The 21,647-nt window shown below is 73.1% G+C and carries 17 protein-coding genes and 1 tRNA gene; 7 read left to right on the top strand and 11 right to left on the bottom strand.

The genetic code is table 11. The annotated features are described in order from the left end of the window. Nucleotides 1-289 precede the first annotated feature (289 nt). Nucleotides 290-365, bottom strand: a tRNA-Arg gene (locus AB0F71_RS33370). A gap of 644 nt (nt 366-1,009) precedes the next feature. Between AB0F71_RS33370 and AB0F71_RS33365 the strand changes: the two genes are divergently transcribed. The 5 genes from AB0F71_RS33365 (at nt 1,010) to AB0F71_RS33345 (ending at nt 6,660) form a co-directional block, all read left to right on the top strand. Further along, on the top strand, nt 1,010-1,594 hold the full coding sequence (locus AB0F71_RS33365) for a single-stranded DNA-binding protein (protein WP_360242631.1): 585 nt from the start codon (nt 1,010-1,012) through the stop codon (nt 1,592-1,594). A 355-nt stretch (nt 1,595-1,949) separates the two neighbouring features. Next, complete coding sequence (locus AB0F71_RS33360) at nt 1,950-3,377, top strand: Cys-Gln thioester bond-forming surface protein (protein ID WP_360242628.1); 1,428 nt, start codon at nt 1,950-1,952, stop codon at nt 3,375-3,377. Nucleotides 3,378-3,692: 315 nt separating this feature from the next. Then, the gene (ettA, locus tag AB0F71_RS33355; RefSeq protein WP_360242625.1) at nt 3,693-5,357 is read left to right on the top strand and encodes an energy-dependent translational throttle protein EttA; all 1,665 of its coding nucleotides are present in this window, start codon (nt 3,693-3,695) and stop codon (nt 5,355-5,357) included. A gap of 109 nt (nt 5,358-5,466) precedes the next feature. Next, nucleotides 5,467-5,910, top strand: coding sequence for a thioesterase family protein (locus tag AB0F71_RS33350; RefSeq protein WP_360242622.1), 444 nt, complete (start codon nt 5,467-5,469; stop codon nt 5,908-5,910). 39 nt (nt 5,911-5,949) lie between these two features. Further along, nucleotides 5,950-6,660 (top strand): hypothetical protein, encoded by a 711-nt coding sequence (locus tag AB0F71_RS33345; protein WP_360242619.1) that lies wholly within the window; start codon nt 5,950-5,952, stop codon nt 6,658-6,660. Between the two features lie 7 nt (nt 6,661-6,667). Here AB0F71_RS33345 and AB0F71_RS33340 read toward each other — a convergent pair whose 3' ends face one another. The 10 genes from AB0F71_RS33340 to AB0F71_RS33295 all read right to left on the bottom strand — a co-directional run bounded on the left by AB0F71_RS33340 (nt 6,668) and on the right by AB0F71_RS33295 (nt 20,086). Continuing rightward, nucleotides 6,668-7,072, bottom strand: a complete 405-nt coding sequence (locus AB0F71_RS33340) for a globin (RefSeq protein ID WP_360242616.1) — start codon at nt 7,070-7,072, stop codon at nt 6,668-6,670. A 125-nt stretch (nt 7,073-7,197) separates the two neighbouring features. Further along, on the bottom strand, nt 7,198-8,340 hold the full coding sequence (locus tag AB0F71_RS33335; RefSeq protein ID WP_360242613.1) for an ABC transporter permease: 1,143 nt from the start codon (nt 8,338-8,340) through the stop codon (nt 7,198-7,200). Then, nucleotides 8,337-9,254 (bottom strand): ABC transporter ATP-binding protein, encoded by a 918-nt coding sequence (locus tag AB0F71_RS33330; RefSeq protein ID WP_360242610.1) that lies wholly within the window; start codon nt 9,252-9,254, stop codon nt 8,337-8,339. Before AB0F71_RS33330 ends, AB0F71_RS33335 begins: the two co-directional genes overlap by 4 nt. 157 nt (nt 9,255-9,411) lie before the next feature. Continuing rightward, on the bottom strand, nt 9,412-10,551 hold the full coding sequence (locus AB0F71_RS33325) for an FHA domain-containing protein (protein WP_360242607.1): 1,140 nt from the start codon (nt 10,549-10,551) through the stop codon (nt 9,412-9,414). An 84-nt stretch (nt 10,552-10,635) separates the two neighbouring features. Further along, nucleotides 10,636-11,988 carry a VWA domain-containing protein gene (locus AB0F71_RS33320; RefSeq protein ID WP_360242604.1) on the bottom strand — a complete coding sequence of 451 codons (1,353 nt, stop codon included), beginning with the start codon at nt 11,986-11,988 and terminating at the stop codon, nt 10,636-10,638. Nucleotides 11,989-12,082: 94 nt separating this feature from the next. Beyond that, on the bottom strand, nt 12,083-13,393 hold the full coding sequence (locus AB0F71_RS33315; RefSeq protein ID WP_360242601.1) for a PP2C family serine/threonine-protein phosphatase: 1,311 nt from the start codon (nt 13,391-13,393) through the stop codon (nt 12,083-12,085). Between the two features lie 3 nt (nt 13,394-13,396). Then, on the bottom strand, nt 13,397-15,955 hold the full coding sequence (locus AB0F71_RS33310; RefSeq protein ID WP_360242598.1) for a tetratricopeptide repeat protein: 2,559 nt from the start codon (nt 15,953-15,955) through the stop codon (nt 13,397-13,399). Between the two features lie 5 nt (nt 15,956-15,960). Beyond that, complete coding sequence (locus AB0F71_RS33305; protein WP_360242595.1) at nt 15,961-17,331, bottom strand: hypothetical protein; 1,371 nt, start codon at nt 17,329-17,331, stop codon at nt 15,961-15,963. Nucleotides 17,332-17,564: 233 nt separating this feature from the next. Further along, on the bottom strand, nt 17,565-18,539 hold the full coding sequence (locus AB0F71_RS33300; RefSeq protein WP_360242592.1) for a glutamate ABC transporter substrate-binding protein: 975 nt from the start codon (nt 18,537-18,539) through the stop codon (nt 17,565-17,567). Nucleotides 18,540-18,556: 17 nt separating this feature from the next. Next, entirely contained in the window at nt 18,557-20,086 is a 1,530-nt protein-coding gene (locus AB0F71_RS33295) for a hypothetical protein (protein WP_360242589.1), read from the bottom strand. Between the two features lie 314 nt (nt 20,087-20,400). Between AB0F71_RS33295 and AB0F71_RS33290 the strand changes: the two genes are divergently transcribed. Then, nucleotides 20,401-20,976, top strand: a complete 576-nt coding sequence (locus AB0F71_RS33290) for a nucleosidase (protein WP_360242586.1) — start codon at nt 20,401-20,403, stop codon at nt 20,974-20,976. Nucleotides 20,977-21,033: 57 nt separating this feature from the next. Then, entirely contained in the window at nt 21,034-21,549 is a 516-nt protein-coding gene (locus tag AB0F71_RS33285) for a DinB family protein (protein WP_360242583.1), read from the top strand. The last annotated feature ends 98 nt before the right edge of the window (nt 21,550-21,647 follow it).

The raw sequence follows: 21,647 nt of genomic DNA, 5'->3' as shown, positions 1-21,647 counted from the left end.
TGAGGTCCGCCGCAGTTCGGCCGTGGGCCGGGTTCCGGCCGCGCGCACAGCGGCGTCCCGGGCGTCTCTGTCCGGCTTTTGTCGGATTTCGCCGGTCGGCCGTTCGGGCGGCTGTTTCGTTCAAGGGTGGGGGATTCGCCCGGAATTCCGGTTTTCCGCCCGCCCGGCTTTCGTGGCGGCCATGACACGCATTGTCACGGGTTATGCGCGGTGGGTGCTGGATTACCCGGAGGTGATAAACGGCCACGGAAAGTACGCACGGGCGCGATGGCCTGCGGAAATTCGCAGGTGGCGCCCCCAGCAGGATTCGAACCTGCGACCTACCGCTTAGAAGGCGGGTGCTCTATCCGCTGAGCTATGGGGGCGGGACGGACGGCGCCCTGGCGGGCGTGACCGTGGCCGGGATCGGGCGACGAGCGCTGGGCGCGCGCGTTGTCCGGCCCCGTACCTGAGGGTGGGGGTGGGGGTTGGTGGGCCCTCGCCCTGTCGGGGACAGGATAAGGGTGTCCAGTTCCTCGGCCGGTGTGACGACACCGTCGTTGGTGTGTCGGTTCGGTGGAGCGGTCCGATAATCGCAGGTGGAGACCGTGTGTGCAGCGGTCTGGCGCTGTTCCGGGCCGGACGTTGTGCAGTCGTTACGGGGCTGCCTCCCCACCCGTTATGGATTCGACACGGAGAATGTCCCGCCGCCGGTGCGGGTGGGGGCTCCTATTCGGCTCGCTCCGGCGTGATGACGTGCGCGGACGGCCCGGCCCGGGTGTTCCGCCGCGTCGCGGAGGCGGCCGCGATCTGCCCGTTTGTTGTCATGAGCGCGAAGAGATGCTACCCGAGCGGTGTACGAAGGCCGAAATTCACCCCTGTGAGTGACGGCCGTTTTTCACCCTGCCGATCGGCCTACTAGTTGTCCACAGGATTTCCGAACCGGGTGGTCGTGATTTCTTCCGGGACGCACTCTGAACTCGCACCGCTCGATTCCGTACGGTGCGTCGGCGAGAACGGAGAGTGCGCTGTGAACGAGGTTCAGGTGACGGTGGTGGGCAATGTCGCGACCGAGGTGAGCTACGGGGAAACCGCCGGCGGGGTGCCGATGGCGAACTTCCTCCTCGGCTGCACCGAGCGGCGGTACGACCGCGAGCGGGCCTGCTGGGCGGACGGCGAGACGCAGTGGCTGAGGGTGACGGCCTGGCGGGCGCTCGCGGTGAACCTGATCGGCTCGCTGGCCAAGGGCGAGCCGGTGCTGGTGACGGGTCGGCTGCGGGTGCGGGAGTGGACGGAAGGGGAGGTGAAGCGCAGCCGGGCCGAGATCGACGCCCGGTCGATCGGACACGACCTCACCCGGGGTACCACGGCGTTCCGTTGGGCGGCGGGCGTGCGCGGGCAGCCGGCGGGCGCGGCGGGGCCGCCCGGCGCGAAGCCCGCGGGCGAGTCGGTGCCCGGGTGGATCGCCGACGCGCTGGAGTCGCGCCGGGCTTCGGCGGTGGCCGCGGCGCCCGCCCGGCCGGAGCCGCCGCCGGGTGCGCGGGTGCTGACGGGGCAGCAGGGCGAGGTGTCCGAGGGGGAGCGGGGAGGTGAAGACCGGGCGCTGCTGGGCTGACGGGTCGGTGACCTTCCCTGTCGACAAATATGTTGATCGAGAACGTCGTTGCGCCCGCACGCGCAATCTCGTCCGGATAACGGAAAGTCGCGCGGAGATTCTGTCGCTGCGTCAGCTTGTGTGGAACCTGAGGGGGTTGATAACGATCCAGATACGGAATCGTCCTGATTTCGCATGGGGGTTTCGGGGCCTCCGGGGCTCAATAGGATTCACTTGGTTCACACCCGCAGCAGTGCCACAGGGGGCACGCGCGGCACGGCAAGTCGGCGGGCTGCCCACTCGGTGCAAGCCCGCTCCGGAGGGATCCCAGATGTTCAAGCGGCAGGGGCGGAGTCTGTCCCGCATAACCACTGTCATGCTCACGACCAGCGTTGCACTGGGCGGAGGCCTGTTCGCGGCCGGTGCGGCGGTCGCGGCCGACACCCCGGCCTCGGGCGTGACCGCGATCGTCCAGCCGGAGATGTTCGGCGAGCGGGTCGACGTCAAGGGCAAGGAGAGCGTCGACGCTGGCCTGTTCACCCTCAAGACGACCTCCGGCGAGCTGCTGCAGACCTACTGCATCGACTTCGACAACCCGGTGTACCTGGACAGCAAGGCCAAGTACCACGAGGCCGACTGGTCCGCGAGCTCCCTCAACGGCAACGCGAACGCCCCCAAGATCCGTTGGATCCTGGAGAACTCGTACCCGCAGGTGCCGATCGACGCCCTGCGCAAGGCGATCGGCGACAACGAGCTCTCGGAGAAGGACGCCGCGGCGGGCACTCAGTCCGCGATCTGGAAGTTCTCGGACGACAAGACCGCGACCCCGCGCAACGAGCACGCCAAGAAGCTGCGCGACTACCTGACGGGCGACGCCAACAAGGGCGTCGCGGCCGAGCCGAAGCCCTCGCTGACCCTCACCCCGGACTCCGTCTCCGGCAAGTCCGGCAGCAAGCTCGGCCCGTTCGTGCTGAACACCAGCGCCAACGAGGTCAAGCTCGCGGTCTCCGGCGACGCCGCCGACAAGATCAAGGTGCTGGACAAGGACGGCAAGCAGGTCAACGGCACGCTGGCCGGCCCGGTCGCCAAGGACACCCAGCTGTTCCTGGACGTCCCCGGCGGCACCCCGGACGGCAAGGCCGTGCTCAAGGCCACCGCCGACACCACCGTCCTCAGCGGCCGGGTCTTCATGAGCGGCCTGGACGACCAGGGCAAGCACAGCCAGACCATGATCCTGGCCGGCTCCAAGAAGCTCAGCGCCGCGGCCGCGGGCCAGGCCACCTGGAAGCAGGCCCAGGGCCCGATCGTCGACAGCTCCGCCAAGGAGGAGTGCGCCAACGGCGGTGTGCGCGTCTCCGTCACCAACACCGGTGACCAGCCGGCCGAGGTGACCGTGCAGCCGGGCCAGAAGATCACCGTGCAGCCCGGCAAGACCGAGACCGTGCTGGTCAAGGTCGCCGAGAAGACCAGGTACGACATCACCGTCACCGGCCCGAACGGCTTCTCCAAGAAGTTCTCCGGTGTCCTCGACTGCAAGACCGGCGTGACCCCGACCGGCGCCCCGACCACTCCGGCCGCCACCGGCACCACCACCGCCACCCCGTCGAGCACCCCGAGCTCCGGTGCCGCCCAGCCGGCCCCGTCGACCACCAGCGCCGCCCCGGGCACCGGTGGCCTGGCCCAGACCGGTGCCAATGACTCCACCCCGATCCTCGCCGCCGTCGCCGGTGGCCTGGTCGTGGCCGGTGGCGCCGCGGTCTTCGTCCTGCGCCGCCGTGGCCGTCACGGTCGCACCACCGCCTGAACCGACTGAACCGTACGAACCGCCTGAGCGGTGCTCCGGGAGGTACTGACCTCCCGGAGCCCTGAGCGAGCGGAACCCGGCCCGGCTCCCCGCACCAGCTGCGGGGAGCCGGGCCTTCGCGCTTCCCGGCCCCGGCCCGGTACGGCCGCACCGGTGCGGACACCCCCGGTGCGGCGGACAGCCCCCGGCGCGGACACCTCCCGGCGCGGCGGATACCCCGGTGGGGTCACCCCGGCGGTTCGGGGCTCCCGGCCGGGTGCGGCACAATGGAACGCTGCAAGACGAATACTCCCGACGACGCCGGAGCGATCTCACGTGGCGGAATACATCTACACGATGCGCAAGGTGCGCAAGGCGCACGGAGACAAGGTCATCCTTGACGACGTGACGCTCAGCTTCCTCCCCGGGGCGAAGATCGGCGTCGTGGGCCCCAACGGTGCCGGTAAGTCCACCGTGCTGAAGATGATGGCCGGCCTGGAGCACCCCTCCAACGGCGACGCCTTCCTCTCGCCCGGCTACACCGTCGGCATGCTCCTCCAGGAGCCCCCGCTCGACGAGACCAAGACGGTTCTGGAGAACGTCCAGGACGGCGTCAAGGAGATCAAGGGCAAGCTCGACCGCTTCAACGAGATCGCCGAGCTGATGGCGACCGACTACTCGGACGCGCTGCTCGACGAGATGGGCAAGCTCCAGGAGGAGCTGGACCACGCCGAGGCCTGGGACCTGGACGCCCAGCTGGAGCAGGCCATGGACGCCCTGGGCTGCCCGCCCGGCGACTGGCCGGTCACCAAGCTCTCCGGTGGCGAGAAGCGCCGCGTGGCGCTCTGCAAGCTGCTGCTGGAGGCCCCCGACCTGCTGCTGCTCGACGAGCCCACCAACCACCTGGACGCCGAGTCGGTGAACTGGCTGGAGCAGCACCTGGAGAAGTACAAGGGCACCGTCGTGGCCGTCACCCACGACCGGTACTTCCTGGACAACGTCGCCCAGTGGATCCTGGAGCTCGACCGCGGCCGCGCCTACCCGTACGAGGGCAACTACTCCACCTACCTGGAGACCAAGCAGTCCCGTCTCAAGGTCGAGGGCCAGAAGGACGCCAAGCGCGCCAAGCGGCTCAAGGAAGAGCTGGAGTGGGTCCGCTCCAACGCCAAGGGCCGCCAGGCCAAGTCCAAGGCCCGCCTCGCCCGTTACGAGGAGATGGCGGCCGAGGCCGACAAGATGCGGAAGCTGGACTTCGAGGAGATCCAGATCCCGCCGGGCCCGCGCCTGGGCAACGTCGTCATCGAGGTCGAGAACCTCAACAAGGCCTTCGGCGAGAAGATCCTGATCGACGACCTCAGCTTCACCCTGCCGCGCAACGGCATCGTCGGCATCATCGGCCCGAACGGCGCCGGCAAGACCACCCTGTTCAAGATGCTCCAGGACCTGGAGACCCCGGACAGCGGCACGGTCAAGGTCGGCGACACCGTCAAGATCAGCTACGTCGACCAGACCCGCTCCAACATCGACCCGAAGAAGACCCTCTGGGAGGTCGTCTCCGACGGTCTGGACTGGATCAACGTCGGCCAGGTCGAGATGCCGTCCCGCGCCTACGTGTCGGCCTTCGGCTTCAAGGGCCCGGACCAGCAGAAGCCGGCCGGCGTGCTCTCCGGTGGTGAGCGCAACCGCCTGAACCTGGCGCTCACCCTCAAGCAGGGCGGCAACCTGCTGCTCCTCGACGAGCCCACCAACGACCTCGACGTCGAGACGCTCTCCTCGCTGGAGAACGCCCTGCTGGAGTTCCCCGGCTGCGCCGTGGTCATCTCCCACGACCGCTGGTTCCTGGACCGAGTGGCCACCCACATCCTCGCCTACGAGGGCGAGAGCAAGTGGTTCTGGTTCGAGGGCAACTTCGAGTCGTACGAGAAGAACAAGATCGAGCGACTGGGCGCCGACGCCGCCCGTCCGCACCGGGCCACGTACAAGAAGCTGACCCGAGGCTGACACCCAGCTGTCACAACGGCCCGGCAGACTGCCCCCCGGGGCGGCCTGCCGGGCCGCGGCCCGTCACCGAGGTTCGGCGGCGGGCGACCGGACACCGAGGAGAACACCCGTGGCTCGCCACATCTACGCCTGCCCGCTGCGCTGGTCCGACATGGACGCCTTCGGCCACGTCAACAACGTGGTCTTCCTGCGCTACCTGGAGGAGGCCCGGATCGACTTCATGTTCACCCAGGCCGCCGAGGCCGGCGCCGGGGAGTTCGCGGGCGGCTCGGTGGTGGCCCGCCACGAGATCGACTACAAGCGCCCGCTGGTGCACCGGCCGGAGCCGGTCACCGTGGAGACCCGGGTGACGCACATCGGCAGCGCCTCGCTGACCGTCTCCTACGACATCAAGGACGTCCACGAGGACGGCTCCGAGACGGTGTACGTCCGGGCCTCCACCGTGGTGGTGCCCTACGACCTGGCCGCGGGCCGGCCGCGCCGGATCTCGCCGGTGGAGCGGGAGTTCCTCTCCCGGTTCATGGACGAGGCCCCGGTCGGCGCGGCAGTCTGAAAGTCCCTGGACCTCCGAACCGATTCGAGCTGAGCAGCGTTGACCGTCACCGCCCGCCTCGCCCTGACCGACACCGGTGAGGCCGCCGACCTCTCCGCCTTCCTGCTGCGCCTGCTGCGCTTCGACAAGGCGGCGGCCGTGCGGCTGCAGGCGGTCGACCCGGCCGCGGCGGACGGCGTGCTGTCGGCGGACGGCGTGCTGGCGGTCTTCGGACGGCTGCCGCTGGGCGAGTCCGGGGTGCTGGCGATCCGCACCGCCCGGCTGGACGGCCTGGACGAGCCGGTGGACCTGACCGTCTCCGCGGGCCAGTTGCTGGACGGCGTGGACGCCGACTCGGGCGCCGTCGCACTGCCCGCGCCGGTGACCGGTCCGGCCTGGGCCGGGCTGCTGCCACCGCGGGTCGGCTGGCGGCCGGTCGGGACCCCGCCGGCGGCCGAGGTGTGCCGCGAACTGATGGCGGCGGTGCGGGAGTTCCGCGAGCGCAGTGAGGCCGTCCCGGCGCACCACCGCACCCGCGCGGTGCTGGACCGGCTGGCGGACGAGGTGTGGTCGCGCCCGGTCTCGGTGCTGCCGGAGCTTCCGCTGCGCGCCGTGCACGCCTCGTACCGGATCGGTTTCCTGAGCCCCGAGGCGCCGCTCTCGGTGCACCGGGCGGGCGGCTGGCTGCGGTTGAGCTCCCCGGTGGGCTCGGTGGTGGTGCGGACCGCGGCCGCGCCGGGCGCGGGGCTGGGCCTCAGCCCGCTGCGCTAGCGACCGCTCAGCCCGGGGTGTTGATCATCGAGGCGGCGGCGTAGGTGAGGTAGTCCAGCAGCTGCCGCTCGTGCTCGGCGGGGAGTTCCAGGCTCGCCACGGCGGCCCGCATGTGGGTGAGCCAGGCGTCGTGGGCGGCCTTGTCGACCTTGAACGGGGCGTGCCGCATCCGCAGCCGCGGGTGACCGCGCCGGTCGCTGTAGGTGCGCGGGCCGCCCCAGTACTGCATCAGGAACAGCGCCATCCGCTCCTCGGCCGGGCCGAGGTCCTCCTCGGGGTACATCGGCCGCAGCAACTCGTCCTCGGCGATGCCCTCGTAGAAGCGGCGGGTCAGGCGCCGGAAGGTGGCCTCACCACCGACCTGCTCGAAGAAGGTCTCCTCGCTGAACGTGCCTCGTCCGATCTCTGTCACCCGACCATGGTCGCAGACGCCGACGGGGTCGTACACCGGGACCAAAGGCGTACGACCCCGTCGGGGTTCAACGCGTTCAACGACGTTCAACGCGTTCAACGACGTTCAGTGACGTCCGGCGACGGCTACGCGTCCTCCCACTTGAACAGCTTCCAGGCGATGCCCGTGAACACGGCCGCGAAGAGCAGCAGTCCGCCCATGGCGGGCAGGGCGTCCATGACGCCGCCGCCGCGGGTCAGTACCGACTGGGCGGCCGACACCAGGTGCTTGAGCGGCATGACCTGGGAGACGGTCTTCAACCAGCCCGGGGCGCCGTCCAACGGGAAGAACGAGCCGGACAGGAAGGACATCGGCAGCACGATGAGCTGCGAGATGCCGTTCGCGGCCTCCTCGGTCTTGGCGACCGAACCGGCCAGCAGGCCGATCGACATGAAGGCGAGCGTCGCGCAGCCCACCAGCGGCAGGATCAGCCACCAGTTGCCGGTGAGCTTGAGCCCGAAGAAGCTCGTCGCGACGATCAGGAAGGCGGTGGTCTGGAGGAAGGCGGTCACCAGCGAGACCACGATCCGGGAGCTGACCACCGCGCCGGCGCTGACCGGGGCCAGTCGCAGGCGCCGCAGCACCTTGGACTTGCGCCAGCCGACCAGGGTCAGCGAGGCGCCGAAGACCGCGCCGGTGGCGACGGCCCAGCCGAGCAGGCCGGGGGTGAGGAACTGGATCGGCTTGAGCGACTGGTCCTCGACCTGCTGGGAGTCCAGCACGTAGGCGGCCGGCTGGTGGGTGGCGGCCTGGTTGGCGCTCTGGACGATCGAGTTGAGGATGCCCTGGACCGCGCCGGCCTTGACCTGGTCGGCGGCGGTGTAGCGCAGCTCCACCTTGCCGTCCGGGCCCTGCTCGATCATCGCGTCGAAGTCGCCCTTGCGGACCTTCTCCAGCGTGCCGGCCTCGTCGTCGGTCCTGGTGATGCTGAGGACCTTGTCCAGGCCGGCCCGCTGGTCGCCCTGGATCGAGTCGAACAGCTTGACCGCGCCGACCTGGGCGACCTTGGCGTGCGGGCTGGAGGAGCCCTTGGAGACGGAGCCGAAGAAGACCAGGAAGACCAGCGGGAACAGCAGGATGAAGAAGGTCGCGGTGCGGTCGCGCTTCATCCCGAGCAGCATCGCGCGGGACAGGCTCCAGAACGCGCTGACCCGCTCCCGCCCGTCGGCGGAGCCGGCCGAACCGCCGCGCTGGGCGGGGACCTTCGGCTCGGTGGAGGTGCTGGTCATGCGCGGAACTCCCGTCCGGTCAGCTGGAGGAAGACGTCCTCCAGGGTGGCGCCGCGCACTTCGAGGCCGCGCAGCGCGTTCTGCTCGGCGAGGACGCTGAGCACCGGGGCGGGAAGGCGGGTGGAGACGGAGAGCGAGACGGTGTCGTCCTCCAGCTGGGCGATGTCGGCGCCGGCCGCGGCCAGCAGCTCGCGGGCCCGCTCGACCGGCAGCTGGCCGGAGGCCACGCTGATCCGGACGGTGTCGTCGATCTCGCGGATCAGCGCCGCCGGGGCGCCGGTGTGCAGGACCTTGCCGTGGTCCATGATCGAGACCCGGTCGCAGAGCACCTCGGCCTCGTCCAGGTAGTGGGTGGTCAGGACGACGGTGCGGCCCTCGGCGTTGATGTCCCGCAGCAGGTCCCAGAGGTTGCGGCGGGCCTGCGGGTCGAGGCCGGCGGTGGGCTCGTCCAGGAAGACGAGCTCCGGGTCGTGGGCCAGGGCGCAGGCGATCGACAGGCGCTGGGCCTGGCCGCCGGACATCTGGTCGGTGAGGGTCGCCGCCTTGTCCGAGAGTCCGACCCGCTCCAGCATCGCATCGGCCCGCTTGGGGCCGACCCCGTAGAACGACGCGAAGGTGTGGATCGTCTCCCGGGCGGTCAGCTTCCGGAAGAAGGCGGAGGCCTGGAACTGCACGCCGATGCGCGGCAGCAGCTTCGGGTTGCGCGGCCAGGGGGCCATCCCCAGCAGCTCGACCCGGCCCTCGTCGGGCTTGCGGACCCCTTCCAGGATCTCCATGGTGGTGGTCTTCCCGGCCCCGTTGGGACCGAGGATCCCGTAGAACTCGCCGGCCTCGACGGTGAGCGACACCCCGTCGACGGCCTGCACATCCCCGTACCGCTGGCGGATGCCGTCAGCGGATATAGCAGCAGTCATGAAGCCAGAGAATAGGGCTCACGGGGCGTCTTGTGCACACCGTGGACGGGAATTTGTGGATTCTCAGAGGAAGGCAGGAAAAAAGCCGGGCCGGGCGAAATTACGAATTCCGCCCGGCCCGGCCGGAGTTGCCCCTGACGGGTGCTCAAGGTGCAGGTCAGGCGCGGTGCACCGTGATCGTCGTCCAGGCGCCGATGTGGATCCGGTCGCCGTCTCCCAGGGGGACTGCGGTGTTCGGGGAGATCGGTTCCTCGCCCCCGTTCACGGTGGTTCCGTTGGTCGATCCCTGGTCCACCAGAACCCAGCTGCCGTCCGCCTGTTCGGCGAGCAGCGCGTGCTGGTGCGAGGCGCCCGGGTCCTCCGGCGGCACCGACAGGTCGATCTCCGGGACGGTGCCCCGGTGCTGGCTGCGCCGGCCGATCCGCAGCTGGCCGCGGCCGGTCAGCGGGATGCGGCGCTCGGGGCAGTACGGCGGGAAGAACAGGCCGGCCGCCTCGGGGCCGCTGCGGGCCATCATGTCGGTGAAGTAGTCGCGGTCGGCCGAGACCACCGCGATCCAGTTGGCGCGCACCGGTTCGGCCGGGGCGGGCTCCGGCCGGGCGCCGGGCTGGGGCTGCGGCGGGGCCAGGTGGAAGGACGTGCCGAAGTCGCCGCCGCGGGTGTTCGGGCCGGGGCCGGCGGGCTGGGCGTACACCGGGCCGGAGTCCTCGCGGACCGGGGCCTCCGGGAAGGCGCCTTCGGGCGGCGGGTAGCCGTAGGTGTGGGGGTACTCCGGCTGCTGCTGGTACTCCGGGGCCTGCTGCTGGTGTGGCTGGTGTGGCTGGTGGGGCTGGGGCTGTGGGGCCGGGGCGCCGCCGTAGGCCGCCGGGATGTTCAGCGGCGGGGGCTGGGCCGGGCCGGGCGCGGGCGCACCGCCGGCCGGCGCCTGGCGGCCGGGGGGCGTGGACAGCTCGTAGTCGTAGCCGCACTCCTCGCAGAACCGTCCGGTCTGCGGGCTGCGGCAGATCGGGCAGACGGCCAGGCCCTCGGTGAGTCCGGGGGCGCCCGGCGGCGGGTAGCCGCCGGGCGGCGGGTACGCCCCGGGCGGGGGCGGCGGGACGGACCCCGGCGGGGCCGGCGGGGGCGGCGGCGCGCCGAAGCCGGCACCGCCGTGCTGCGGGTGTCCGGCGGGCGCTCCGGGCGCGCCCGGGTAGCCCCCGTGGGCGCCGGGCGCCGGGACCGGTGGAGTCATCGGGAAGCCGCAGAAGTCGCACCAGTCCTCGGCCTGCGACTCGTGGCCCCTCGGGCAGATCGGCATCAGGTCCCCCTCGTTTCGGGCCGGTGCGGTGCGGCTTCGCGCCGGGCGGCCGGCCCGATCACGTCTACAGCGGTCACTTCGCGGTCACTTCTTCACACGTACCGTCTTGGTCGACCGGGTCTCAAGGGTCATCGAGTCGGCCTCGCTCACGTTCTTACGGAACCGAACCGTACCCTCCTTCGGGTCCACCACGTCCACCACCTTCTGCAGCAGCTTGAAGGTGCCCTCGTTGCCGGTCGCGTGGGCGATCCGGACGGCGGCGCCGAGCTTGGCGGTGGCGGTGTCGACGTCGCCGGAGCGGTGGGCCTCCAGGCCCTCCTGGATGGAGGAGGCCAGCTCGGCCTGCCCGGTGTAGTGGGCGACCTGGGGGCTGATCCGGGTGGAGGAGGCGAGGTCGTCCGTCCAGACCGCCTTCACCAGGCCCTGGCTGAGCACCTCGGGGGTGCCGCCGACCTGCGGGGGCAGCACCAGGCTGATCCGGGCAGCGAGCATCTCGTTGCCGACCGAGGCGGCCGGGACCTCGACGCAGACGTGGTAGTCGCGGCTCTCGTCGCCCCAGGAGCCGGTGGGGTAGTCGCCCGCCCGCGGACCGGCCTCGGCCCGGCGGCCGGTGAGGTCCTCGACGGCGGGGGCGACCTGTTTGACGAACTTCACGGCCGCGTTGGCCGGGGTCCAGATCCGCAGCGCGACGTCGGCGACCTGCTTGCCCATCGCGCCGGTCATCATCGAGCGGAAGTCCTCGGCGAGGCCGGAGGGCTCGGCGACGATGTCGGTGGTGCCGAGCAGCGCCGAGGAGATCTTGCGCAGCTCGTCGATCCGCCAGTCGGTGCCGACGCCGCGGCAGTCGGCGGTGAAGTGCCCGGTGACCCGCTCGACGGTGCGGGCGAGGTCCTCGGCGGACTCGTGCTCGTTGTTGCCGTCGGTGAGCAGGATGGCGTGCCGGATGGCGATGTCGCGGCGGGTGAGGAAGAGCTTGTCGGCCTTGGCCAGCCAGGTGCCCATGGCGGTGCCGCCGGCCGCGGTGAGGCGGCGCAGCGACTCCTTGGCCTGCTCCCGGGTGGCCGCCGAGGCGGTGGCCAGGGTGCCGTCGCCGGGGTAGATGTCGCGGGCCTCGTGGGTGCCGGCGACGACGGCGAAGGCGGTGCCGTCGCGCAGGGCGTCGATGGCGGCGGCGGTGGCCTCGCGGGCGCCGTTGATCTTGGTCTTGGGATAGTCCATCGAGCCCGAGCAGTCGACCAGGATCACCACGGCCGCGTTGGCGTCGCCGCCCTGCGGACCGGCGTCGGCGAGCCCGAGCGGGCGGCCGCCGGAGGTGCCGCCGCCGGTGGAGGTGACGGTGACGATGGCGTTGACCTCGCGGGCGCCGTCGGCCAGGTACTCGTTCTGGAAGATCTCCACGTCGAACCTGGGCAGGTTCGGCTTCGCCAGTGTTGCCATGGGGCGGTGGCTCCCGTCGGGTGAGGGGTGGATGTGATCAGGTCGGTGGGGCGGGCCGGCGGACGGCGCCGTCGGTCCGGTCGCGCGGAACCGGTCAGGCCGTCGGCGGGTGCGGCGGCTGCGGCGGAACGGGCGGTACGGGCGGGGCGACGGGGGGCGCGGGCGGCGCCGGCGGGACGGCCGGAGCCGGAGCCGGGGCCGGGGGCAGCGGGGCGGCGGCGGAGCCGATCACCGGGAGGTCCGGCAGGGTCGGCTCGTGGTCCTCGTAGTCGTCGTCGTTCCCGGCGGCGGCCGCCGGCCTGATGACCTTGAGGTCCAGCGCGGTCGGCGTCTCCACGATCTCCGCCAGCGCGGCGGCGGACGGCTCGATCGGCAGCACGGCGACCGTGATGTTGTCGTGCCCGCCGGCCGCGACCGCGAACTTGACCAGGGTCTGGGCCGCCAGCAGCGGTTCGGTGCGGGCGTCCGGGCGGACGAAGTAGGCCAGGTCGGTGGCCGCCTCGGCGTAGTTCCACAGCCCGTCGGTGCAGATCAGCAGCACCCCGGGGACGTGCGGGGTGAAGTCGAGGGTGTGCGGCACGACCTCCTCGGCGTCGGCGCCGAGCCAGCCGGTGATCGCGTGGGCGCGCGGGTCGGCGTAGGCCTCGGCCTCGCCCATCAGCCCGGCCTCGACCATCCGGGCGGCCCAGGAGTCGTCCTGGGTGAGCCGGAAGGGTTCGGCACCGGCCCGGTCGTCCGGGATCCAGTACGCCCGGGTGTCGCCCACCCAGCCGATGGTGACCCGGCCGCCTGCCGCGATCGCGCTGACGTAGGTGCAGGCGGGCGCGTTGACGTCGGGCCTGGTCGGGCCGGCGCCGTCGGTGGCGAGGTCGGCGACGGCCTTGGCGGCGTCCGCGATCGCCGTGCGCATCGCGCCCTCCGGGTCGCGGCCGGCCTCCAGGGAGGTCAGCAGCGACTCGGAGGCGGCGTCGACGGCGGTCTCCGAGGCCTCGTCCGGGCGGTCGGAGGAGGAGACGCCGTCGCACACCACGGCGACCACGACCGGCTCCCCGCCGGGCAGCGAGGTGGCGGCGACGGTGAAGGAGTCCTCGTTGCGGTGGTGGCGCACGCCGCGGTCGCTGACCCCGGCGACGCCCGCGAGCGCCTTCTCCATGTGGTCGCGCGGGCGCGGCTGGGCGCTCCCGCAGCCCTCGCAGTAACCGTCCTCGGTGACCTGCGCCTGCCCGCAGTTGACGCAGACCGGCCCGCGCTGCGGCGGGACGGCCTCGCCGCGGGCGGCGGCCCAGCTGGCGGGCATCGCGCCCGGGGCCGCCCGGCCGTCCCGGCCGGCCCCGCAGCGCCCGCAGTAGGCGTCGTCAAGGTCCATCGGCTCGGAACAGCTCGGGCACTCGGTCTGCTGCGGCATCGGCTACACCCACGTCCTGGGGCGGGCCCGGTTGGCCCGTTCCACCATCTCGATCCTGGTCTCGGCCCGGTCGGCCAACCGGGCGAGTACCCGATAGGACTGTTCCAGGGCGAAGCGCAGTTCCCGCTCCACGGCGGGACGTCCGAGGACGACCAGGCCGGCGCCCTGCGGAGCGCCGGTCGAGCCGGCGCCGACCCAGTCGAGGGCCGTGCCGAGCACCTCGACCGAGAGCTCCTCGCGGCGGCGGTCGTCCAGGCGCAGCGCCGTCAGCTGGTCGGAGCCGGCCGCGAGGTCGACGGCGAGCGGGTCAGTGGCGGCCCGTTCGCGCAGCCGGGCGCGGACGGCGGCGATCCGGGCGGCGGTGTACTGGCTGGAGGTGGCCGGGACGGACTCCAGCACCCGTACGGCGCCGGGCCGGTCGTCCTCGGCGAGGCGGACCCGGGCCAGGCCGAAGGCGGCGCTGAGGTAGGCCTGGTCGGTGGTCCAGACGAGCCGGTAGAACTCGGCCGCGTCGCCGCCGTCGCCGAGCAGTTCGGCGCAGATGCCGAGGGCGAGCTTGGGGGCGGCCTCGCCGGGGAAGGCGTCGTAGACCGCGTCGAAGGCCTCGGCAGCCGCCCGCAGGCCGGGCTCGGCGGCGGCCCCGTCGGGGGCCTCGGCGCGCCCTTCGGCTCGGGGTGCGGCCCCGACCAGGGCGACCAGGCCGCGGTACCAGACCACCCGCCAGTCGTCCGGGTGGTCCTGCTCCAGCTTCGCGAGCTCCTGCACGGCCGTGCCGTGGCGCCCGAGTTCGAGCAGGGCGCGCAGTTCGCGCAGCCGGCTCTCGACCGAGACGGCGGGGGCGCCGCCGAGGGCGGCGAGCGCCTCCTCGGGGTCGGTGGCGAGCAGGGTGGCGAGGAAGCCGGCGTTGGGGTCGGCCGGGTCGACCCGGGGGACGGGCAGCGCGAGGGCGGCGGCGGCCGGGTCGAGAGCGGCCACCCGGAGCCGGCCGGGCTGCTCGGTGGGCAGCACCAACTCGGTGTCCACGACGCGCAGTTCGGGGCCGAAGAGGGTGGAGAGTGCGGGCCGGGGCCGTTCGTCCTGGAGGGCCAGGACCTCCCGCAGCACGCCGGTGAGCTGGTCGGCCATCTCCTCGGCGGAGGAGAACCGGCGGGCCGGGTCCGGGTCGGTGGCGCGGACCAGGAAGCGGTAGTAGGACTCGTACCTGGCGAAGACCTCGACGTCCTCGGGGCCGGGCAGCGAATCGCGGTAGGTGGTGCTGTAGCCCTGGAAGTCGAAGGTGAGCACCGCGAGGGTGCGGGCCACGGTGTAGAGGTCGGAGGCGGGGGAGGGGCCGTCGGTGGCGATCTCGGGGGCCTGGTAGCCGATGGTGCCGTAGATCGCGCCGTCGTCGTCGAAGCGGCGGACCGCGCCCATGTCGATGATCTTGAGCGTGTCGCCGCTCTGGATCACGTTGTCGATCTTGAAGTCGCAGTAGATCAGGCCCCGGCTGTGCAGGTAGCCCAGGGCCGGCAGCGCCTCCAGGGCGTACGCGATCGCCTGCTCGACCGGCAGCGGCTCGCGCCGGCCGTCCGGGGTGCGGCGGTCGTTGGCGATGTCCTTGAGCGACTTGCCGCCGACAAACTCCATCACGATGTAGCCGTCGGTGGAGCCGGTGCGCAGGTCCGGGTGCTCGGCGAAGTTGATGATCCGGACGATGTTCGGGTGGTCCACCTCGGCCAGGAAGCGCCGCTCGGCGACGGCCGCGGCCAGCGCGTCCTCGTCCCCGGTGTCCAGCAGGCCCTTGAGCACCACCCACTTGTCGTTGACCCGCCGGTCCACCGCCAGGTAGATCCAGCCGAGCCCGCCGTGCGCCAGGCAGCCGACCACCTCGTACTGGCCGCCGACCAGGTCGCCGCGGCGCAGCTTGGGGGTGAAGGAGTACGGCGTGCCGCACTTGGTGCAGAAGCCGTCCGGGCGGCCCGGCCGGCCGTTCTTCTCCCGGCCCACCGGGGCCTCGCACTTGGAGCAGTACCGCTTGCGCTCCGGCACCTCGGGGTTCTCCAGCACCGCCTGCGCCGGGTCGGCCGTCTCCACCGTCGGCACGGTGACCAGGCCGGCGCCCAGCCGGTTGCGGGTGCCCGCGCTGACGCTGCCGCGGGTGGAGCGCACCGAGACCGAGCGGCTGCTGCCGGTGCGGGTCGAGCGGTGCGAGCGGGAGCGGCCGGACATCGACCGGGCGGAGCCGGTGCGGGCCGACAGCGAGCGGATCGAGGCGCTGGGGGCGGAGTCCGGGGTGACCCGGGCGGACGGCAGGTAGGGCTGGGTGACGCCGGTGTCGCCGCCGGGCGGGGTCAGGCCGCACTCGTCGCAGTAGCCGTCCGGGTCGATGGTGCCCGAGCAGTCCCGCGGGCACGGCGAGCCCGGCCCGGCGGTCGGCCCGGCGGCGGTCGGTGGGGCGGCGCCGGCCGCGGCCGCGGGGACCGTGCTGGCCCCCACCGGGGTCAGCCCGCACTCGTCGCAGTAGCCGTCCGCATCGATGGTGCCGTTGCCGGAGCACTCCGGACGCACGCACGTCTCGCCCATCAACCTCAGCCCCCCTGTACCTGTCCGTCGACCGGCGTCTGGCCGGCCGTCCCGTGTGCCTGCGCGCCCTCGGAGGCCTCGGCCTGGGCCGGGCGCAGCGACTGCTGGAAGCGGGCCACCGCGGCGGCCGCCGCCCGCAGGTCGCACGGCGCGCTCCAGAGCAGCCAGCGCGCCTTCTCGTACCGTTCGATCACTTCCGGGTCCTCGGCGACCCGCATCCGGGCCGCCATCGCCTTGTAGGCGTCCAGCCGGCCGCGCAGCTCGGCCCGGACGGCCAGCGGCTGGGTCACCTCGGTCAGCGATTGCCGGGCCCGGGCCAGCTCCTTGGCGGCGGCGTCCTCCAGCGCGTCCAGCAGCGGCGCCAGCCGGCCCCACTGCCCGGCCTGGCGCAGGTCCAGGGCGGTGACGATCCGTTCGCGCAGCGCCGAGGCCGGGCCGGGCACCGCGGGGACGTCGCTGGAGGCTATCTTCGCCAGCACCTCGCCGCGGGCCCGGCGAGCCTCGGCCAGGGTGGCGTCGGCCCGCTGGAGCAGGTCGCCGACGCCCTGGAGGCGCTCCTCGGCGTCGTCGCGCAGCCGCAGCAGGTTCTCCAGCTCCAGCCGGACGCCGTCCAGCGCCCGCCCGGCCCGGTCGAAGCGCTCGGTGTCCACCACCCCGGCGGGGGAGGCGAAGGCCTCGCCGTCCGGGACGGTGCCGCGCTGGGCGGGCACCCGGGCCGGGCGCCACAGGGCCAGCGGGTCCTCGCGGACCTCGGTGCGCAGCTCGGTGAGATCCCGTTCCAGCCCGGCCAGGTCGTCGCCCAGCGGGTGGCCGCCGGTGCGCACGCCGAGCGAGGCGGCCAGGGTGTGCACCCGGTGCAGTTCGGCCAGCAGCAGGTCGATCCGGGCCGGCAGGGCCGACCAGACCGCGTCGGCGGCGCTGACCACCTCCAGCACGGTGGCGTACCAGGAGTTCATCCGGGCCATCAGCGCGTCCAGGCTGATCCGCTCGACCAGTTTGGCGGGCGCGCCCAGCAGTTGCGGCCCGTCCGGCACGGCGCCGCCCGGGACGGTCACCGCGTCGCCCGTCAGCAGCTCGGTCAGTTCGGCGAGTTCGGGCCCGCCGGGCTTGGCCTTGCGGGCCCGGACGGCGCGGGCCGAGGCGAGCGCCTCGGAGTAGCGGTCGAACAGTGCCCAGAGCAGCGGCAGCCCCTTGCCGGCGACGGACCAGCGCTCCAGGGTGCGGCCGGACAGCTCGGCGCCGTCCAGCAGCCGCAGGCCCGGGTGGTCCTGGAGGGCGAGCAGCGCCGACTCGACCGCGTCCCGCTCCGCGCCGAGGCGCGCGAGCGCGCGGTCCACCTCCTCCCGGCTCAGTACCGGGCCAGCCGATGCCGCCACCGCGGTGTCCTTCCTTCCTCGCGTGCGATCCCGCCGTGTGCGACGTGCGATCCCACGACAACCCCCGTGTCCACCACCGGTCTCCCCGTGGTGATCGTCCCGAACCCTAGCCGGTGGCCGTTCGGGCGGTGCGGGCGCGGGGCGTCAAGACGGCGTCAACGCCCCGCGTCCGCGGTGCTCCGTGCGCGCTGCGGTGCCTGGTGCGGCACCGAGCGCTGCGCCCGGTGCGGTGCTCAGTGCGGGACGGGCCAGTAGTGCTCGGCGTCGTTGAGCATGTACGGCTTCAACCAGCGGTCGTAGCTGCGCCCCCAGTCGCCGCTCGCGTGGTAGTCGGCCAGCACCTGGTTGACCCGCGCGGTGAGGTCCGGGCTGCTCTTGAGCATGGCGACGCCGACCACCTCGGGCTGCACGTCGCCGTCCACGATCCGCACGGTCTGGTCCTGCGCGGCCTGACCGGCTGCCAGGCCGTCGTCCGTCATGGTGGCGTCGACCTTGCCGAGCTGCATCAGGACCAGGCAGTCCAACTGGTTCTCCACCACCGTCAGTCGGGCCTTGGCGTCCTTCTTGGCGCCCTTGGCCGGGTCCATCACGTCGGCGGCCGTCGAGCCCTTGGCGACGCAGACGTTCTTGTCGCCGATCGCCTCGTCCAGGTTCTTCGCCGGGGAGGTCTTCGGCACCAGCACCCGCTGGGAGATGCTGAAGTACGGCTTGGAGAAGGCGACCTGCTCCATCCGCTTGCAGTTGACGGTCATGGTGCGGACGATCAGGTCGACCCGGCCCTTCTGCACCGCGTCGACCCGGTCGGCGGTGGCCACCGGCTTGAGCACCACCTTGTCCGGGTCGCCCATGATGGCGGTGCCGATCGCCCGGGCCAGGTCGATGTCGAAGCCCTCGATCTGTCCGGTGTTCGGGTTGCGGGCGCCCCAGCGGTAGCTGTTCTGGTCGACGCCGATCACCAGGCTGCGCCTGGCCTTGATGGCCTTCACCGCCGGGCCGTCCGCCGAACTCGGCGGCACGCTGCCGTAGATGTCGCAGGAGTCGGACTGGTCCTGGCTCTGCTGGACGGCCTGCGGCGCGCTTGCGGTGGTCGCGGCGGTGGCCCCGGTCGGTGCGGCGCCGGAGGGGCCGCCCCCGCCGAGTACGGCCGCGCAGGCGGCCAGCACGGCCAGTGCGGCGGCGCTCCTGGTCGGTACGGTCGTGGTGCGCATGAGTGTCCGTTCCCCCTCTACCGGTACTCGGCGAGTCGTCGGCCCAGGCCGCGCAGCGCGGCGGCCGCGCCCACCAGGCCGAGCACCGCGGCGGCGCCGGCCGCCAGCCGGAGGTCCCCGGCGGTGCCGTCGGCGTAGGCCGTGAAGCGGGCCTGCTCGGCGTCGGCGGCCTGGGCCAGGGCCCGGTCGGTGGCGTTGAAGGCGGCGTCGGCGGTCTCGGTGGTGTCGGTGGCGGACACCGTCGCGTTCAGGGCGCCCTGGTAGTCGGCGTTGTCGACCTCGGCCGAGCGCGCCTTGCGGTACCGGTCCTGCCAGACGTCGTACTGGTCGGCGGCGGTGGCCAGCGACGGGCCCGCGGCGGCGGGGGCGAGGATCAGCGCGTTGGAGAGCGTGCCCGCCCGGTCGCGCATCGGGGTGCCCTTGCCGGCCGTCCCGGCCAGGCGCTTGGTGACGTCGTCGTACTGGGTGGCGTAGGTGGCGGTGGAGCCGCGCGCGACCAGGTTCAGGTTCTCCGCCAGGCGCGCCGTCAGCACGTCCACCCGGGCCGAGTTGAGGGCCTGCAGCGGGGAGGCCCCCTCGTGGTCGCTCTGCTTCAACGCCGAGCCGGTGGTCAGCCCGGCCACGGCGAGCCAGAGCGTGCCGGCCAGGACGGCGGCGGTGGCGCCCAGCAGGCCGACGTTGAACACCCGGTTGGTGCGGCGGAACAGGGTCAGCTGCACCCAGCCCAGCGCGGCCAGGGTGAGCACCGCCAGGCCGTACGCGGCCCAGGGGGTCGACCGGGCCGCGGCGTAGTCCGTCACCAGCTCGTGGTTCTCGATGGTGTTCAGCTCGGCGGCGGCCGGCAGCAGGACGGTCTGCATCTGCTCGGAGGCGTACCGCAGGTAGGCGCCGCCGAGCGGGATGCCCTGCCGGTTGTCGGCCCGCGCGGATTCCACCAGACCGGCGTACACCGGGAGTTGCTGGTTCAGCCGGGAGAGGGAGTCCTGGGCCGGGGAGGTCGAGGTGGTCCGGGCGGCGGCCTGGGAGATCAGCTTGGCGGCCTGGGCGAGGTCCTGCTCGTAGCGGGCCCGGACGTCCTTGGGCTCGGCGCCGGCCAGCAGGAAGCCGGAGGCCGCGGTGGTGGCGGCGTCGGCCAGCGAGCGGTGGATCTCGGCGGCGTCCCGACTGAGCGGCTGACTGTACGAGACCACCCGGTCGGCGGCCTGCGCCCTGGTCTCCAACTGCCAGGCGGTGAGCCCGCCGAAGGCCACGGTCAGCACCGCGAGCACCACCCCGGCGATCCGCAGCCGGCCCGGGGGCGTGCGGGTGGCCTGGGCCAGCCGGGCGCGCACGCCGCGCTCCGGCGCGGTGGCCCGGGGCCGCCGCGCGGGCGGTGCGGCGCCCGGTCTCGGCGCCGTCGGGCCGGGGAACGCCGCTCCCCGGGGTGCCGGTGCGCCCGGGGCCGTCGTCGGTGCGCCGAACGCCGCCGCCCCCGGTGCGGCCGGCGGCGTGCCCGGTCGTGCCGGGAACGCGGCGCCCGGTGCGCCGTTGCCTACTGGTGTCGCCACCCGCCTCATCCTCCCCTGGGGCCGACCCGTCTCCCCGGGCCCGACCGATGGCAGCAGTATGGCCGTGACTCCCTCCGACCACACCTGACTTGCGCCGATCTTGAGCATGTCGTGCACGGTTTCCGCACGTCTCCGTACGCCTTCGCACGTCTTGTGCCGGTTGACACCGGTTGTCCCGGGTTGTCGCCGGTTGGCGCCGATCGCACCGGCCGGACGGAGAGGTGGCGCCCGCTGCGACGCCCGCCGGGGCCCCCGCGGTTCCGCGCCGCGCTGCCGCCGGGCCGGGCACCCCCGTGCTCCGTACCATGGGCCCCATGCGACTGCTTGGAACGATCTCGCCCGACCGCCCGCTGCTCGTCGTCGCGGTCCGCGAGGAGGCCGCCCACCTCGACGACCGGCTGCCCGTGCTGCTCACCGGGATAGGGAAGGTCAACGCCACCGCGGCCCTGGCCACCGTGCTGGCGCGGGGCGAGCTCCCGTCCGAGGTGATCAACCTCGGCACGGCCGGCGCGCTGCGCCCCGGCTGGGAGGGCATGCACCACGTCGTCCAGGTGATCCAGCACGACCTGGACACCGCGGCCCTCCAGAACCTCACCGGCCGCAGCTACGGCGCCCCGCTGATGGTCGGCAAGGGCGAGGGCCCGGTGCTGGCCACCGGAGACCTGTTCGTCGACTCCCCGGAGGCCAAGGAGCGGCTCGCCGGGCACGCCGACCTGGTCGACATGGAGGGCTACGCCGTCGCGGCCGTCGCCCACCGGGCCGGGGTGCCGGTGCGGCTGGTCAAGTACGTCAGCGACGAGGCCGGGGACGGCGCGGCCCGCAGCTGGCAGCAGTCGGTCGACGGCTGCGCCCGGCACCTTGCGGACTGGGTGCGCGCGCAGGGCTGGTGACGGCCTGTCGGGTCGCGGGGCTCTCGGGGCGTCGGTCCGGCTGGCTAGGGTGGCGCGGTGACCGAGAACACCGCGCCCAGCCCGCGCCCCGACGTCCGTCCGCCCTCGCTGAACGCCGATGAGCGGACCACCCTGCTGGCCTTCCTCGACTACCTGCGCGAGGCCGTGATCGGCAAGGTGGAGGGCCTCTCCGACGAGGACGCCCGGCGCCCAGGGGTCGCCTCCGGCACCAGCCTGCTGTGGCTGGTGCAGCACCTGGCCGTGGTCGAGCACAACTGGTTCGAGTACGCGTACGGCGGGCTCGGGGAGCCGGCCCAGACGGCGGACGTCCCGTTGGCGGAGGTCTCCACGGCCTCGGCAGTCGCCGCCTACCGGGACGCGATCGCCCGGGCGAACGCGGTGGTCGCGGCCGCCCCGGACCTCGACCGGCCGGGCGCGCGCTCGCTGCGGCCCGACGCGGCCGAAGGGCCGTCGCTGCGCTGGGTGCTGGTGCACATGATCGAGGAGACCGGGCGGCACGCCGGGCACGCGGACATCATCCGGGAGCAGCTGGACGGTGCCGTCGGGCGGTGAGGCCGGGGGTGGGAGGGCGGGGGGGGGGGGGGGGGGGCCCCCGCCCCCCCCCCCCCGGGGCCCCGGGGGGGGGGGGGCGGGGGGGGCGGGGGGCGGGC

Origin of the sequence: Kitasatospora sp. NPDC028055 (genome assembly GCF_040637885.1) — a bacterium.
Taxonomy (GTDB): Bacteria; Actinomycetota; Actinomycetes; order Streptomycetales; family Streptomycetaceae; genus Kitasatospora.
This window is presented reverse-complemented; position numbering and strand designations above follow the sequence as displayed.